This is a genomic window from Pyrobaculum sp. (assembly GCF_049971835.1).
GTDB lineage: Archaea > Thermoproteota > Thermoprotei > Thermoproteales > Thermoproteaceae > Pyrobaculum.
In genome coordinates this window covers 1-2,635 of the sequence record NZ_JBMFKV010000228.1, presented here as the reverse complement: position 1 = coordinate 2,635, position 2,635 = coordinate 1, and the positions used below count along the sequence as shown (strand labels likewise).

The window sequence follows — 2,635 nt, the reverse complement described above, 5'->3', positions numbered from 1 at the left end:
CTGGGGCCCAACATCCCGCGCCTACTTGCGCAATTGGGGGCAGAGGTGGTTAAGGTAGAGCCCCCACCTAGGGGTGACAGGTGGAAATACGCATCTATGTGGGGCGGTAGGGGGTTTTTCAAAGGCATGAGAATTGACTACCTTTACCTCAACTCCAACAAGTACTTCCTGGGTCTTGACTTTAGGTCGGAGAAGGGCCGAGAGTTGATGCTTGAGCTCGTGAAGAGGGCAGATATCTTTGTGGAGAATATGGAGCCCGGCACGCTGGATCGCTACGGCTTGGGCTACCTACAGCTGAGGGAGGTAAACCCCAGGCTCATATATGTAAGCGCCAGCGGCTACGGGCAGTTTGGCCCTCTCCACAAGTTGCCAAGTTACGACATAATTGGCCAGGCTGAGTCGGGTATTATGGACACAACCGGGTGGGAGGAGGGCGAGGTGAATGAGCTGTACAGACTGCCCGACTACCCTGGCGATTGGCTACCCTCAACCATGGCTGTAAGCGCTGTGATCGCCGCGTTGATATACCGAGTAAAAAGCGGCAGAGGCCAATACATAGATCTCTCCCAAGCGGCTAGCCTCCAGCGGTTTATGTACCACTTTGTATATATGTCGGCCACGGGCAGGAGGATGGGGAGAAGCGGCTTTTTCGACCCCTTTGCCGTGGTGTCCGGCGTATTTAAAACCGCCGACGGCAAGTTCGTCGCCGTGGCGGCGATGACCGAGCGCCAAGCAAAAGCACTCGCAGAAGTTGTTCCCGGCCTTGCAGAAGCCATTGGAGATAAGTGGAGGAGCTACAAGGCCCTAGCCGAGTGGGTTGCAAAGAAGACGCTGGGGGATGTCTTAGACGTATGTAAAAAGCTGGGGGTACCCGCGCAACCTGTAATGAACGACTTCGACGTGGTGAGTGATCCATGGAGGTGGGAGAGGGGTTCGGTGGTCAAGATAGTAGATAGGCTGTATGGAGAGATCGTGGTGCCCGGACCGGTGGTTAAGATGGCAGGTGTTGACTTAGACGTGAAGTGGGTGGCAAGGCCCGTGGGGTACCACAACAAGCTGGTGCTTAAGAAGTGGCTTGGGTACGGCGCAGAGGAGGTAGACGAGCTAGTGAAGAAAGGCGTATTGGGCTATTGGGACGGCCAGATAGGCAATACGCCGCCGCCAGGCTGGCGGGCCGAGGATGACCCTGTATACCTCGGCGAGAGGGACGAGGTATGATTGAGAGAGAAGCCACTTTGAAAGAGCTGTTTAGGCCGGAGGACAAGCCAGCTGCGCTTGAAGGAGTCAAGGTACTGGAGATATGCGGCGTGAACTTCGGCTGTATGATCGCTGGCTCGATTCTCCAGGAGCTGGGCGCCGAGGTCTACACACTCTTCGACGAGGAGGCGGCGAAGATCACCGCAGAGGGCGTATATATAGAGGGGGTAGGCATCCCGTATTTCGTCGAGGGACGCGGCAAGAGGAGGGTGACGTGGTGGGAGGTATCATCCTTACTGCCGACGGTTGACATACTAATAGACGGATTAGGGCCTGGCAAGCTGGCGGAGAGGGGGGTGGGCTATCCCCAGCTCGCAGAAAAGTACCCAGCTCTGATCTACGTCGCGGTTTCCCCCTTTGGCCACTTCCCGACGCAGAAATCAAGAGAGTATGCAAACATGCCTGACTCAGATCTCACGGGACAGGCATACAACGGCTATATGGCCATGCTCGGAAACCCAAGCCTTCCGGAGCCCTACTCTTACCCATTGAGAGCAGGTATCTGGCTTTCGTGGGCTTTTACAGGCGCCGCGGCTGCGCTGGGGGCCCTGGCGGCTTACTGGCAGAGGCTCAAGACAGGAAAGGGACGTTTCGTAGACGTGGCTACAAACGACGTGTTGTCCGTAGTCCACCCATATCAAGTCGGCGCTGGGTTTATCCTTGGGAGGGGCAGGAGGAGGTCGCCGACCATCGACGCTAATCTACACGTCACCTACACTACTGCAAAGGCAAAAGACCGCTTCGTGGCCATTGCCACGGTGATATGGCCAGAAATCGAGGCGTTCTTCGAAATAATTGGCAGGCCTGACCTCGCCGAGAAGTGGAGAGAGGCAATGGCTAAGGTGGAGGAGAGGCCAGAGGAGCTCCACAGACTTGAGAAAGAGGTGTTTAACATCGTTGCGCAGATACCATCTGACGAGTTGATTAGGCGTAGCCGCGAGAAGGGAAGGCCCCCCATCGCCGTGGTTAAGACCCTGGAGGAGGTAGCGGCCCAGGAACACTGGCACGCGAGGCGCGCCATTATGCAGGTTGACTGCAGAGGCAAGCGGTTACTAATGCCGGGCACCCCCTACGTCCTCTCGGAGACGCCGGGCAGAGCTAATCAGCCCTGTTGATTTTATAAACCCCCTCCTCTACTTTTCTAAATGTAAATACTCCCTTTTCAGTCTTCACAGTTATCTGCCGCGGCCACCCCGACGCGTCTATCTCCACATGGAGGAACCCCGCCTCTCTAAACACATCCTCCACGTCTCTCCTCGGCAGATCCTCCGGTATCAACACCGCGTAGCTGAACACCCCCACCTTCACCAACTGCGCAAGCTCCCTCCTGTCCTCCGGCTCCGTAATGTCGTAGAAGGACCTCGGCTCCACGGCCTCT

General features: G+C 56.7%; 3 protein-coding genes. 2 read left to right on the top strand and 1 reads right to left on the bottom strand.

Going from position 1 to position 2,635, the window contains the following annotated elements; genetic code table 11:
• Together ACP5J3_RS12840 and ACP5J3_RS12835 are read left to right on the top strand one after the other, a co-directional pair.
• Positions 1 to 1,218 (top strand): CaiB/BaiF CoA transferase family protein (locus ACP5J3_RS12840; protein WP_428496046.1); only part of this gene is annotated, 1,218 nt, incomplete at its 5' end.
• Positions 1,215 to 2,372, top strand: coding sequence for a CoA transferase (locus ACP5J3_RS12835; RefSeq protein ID WP_428496045.1), 1,158 nt, complete (start codon positions 1,215 to 1,217; stop codon positions 2,370 to 2,372). The genes ACP5J3_RS12840 and ACP5J3_RS12835, both read left to right, overlap by 4 nt.
• On the opposite strand, the gene ACP5J3_RS12830 is transcribed toward ACP5J3_RS12835, so the two are convergent.
• The coding region (locus ACP5J3_RS12830; RefSeq protein ID WP_428496044.1) for a hypothetical protein at positions 2,356 to 2,635 on the bottom strand (280 nt) is incomplete at its 5' end. The two genes, ACP5J3_RS12835 and ACP5J3_RS12830, sit on opposite strands and share 17 nt — an antisense overlap.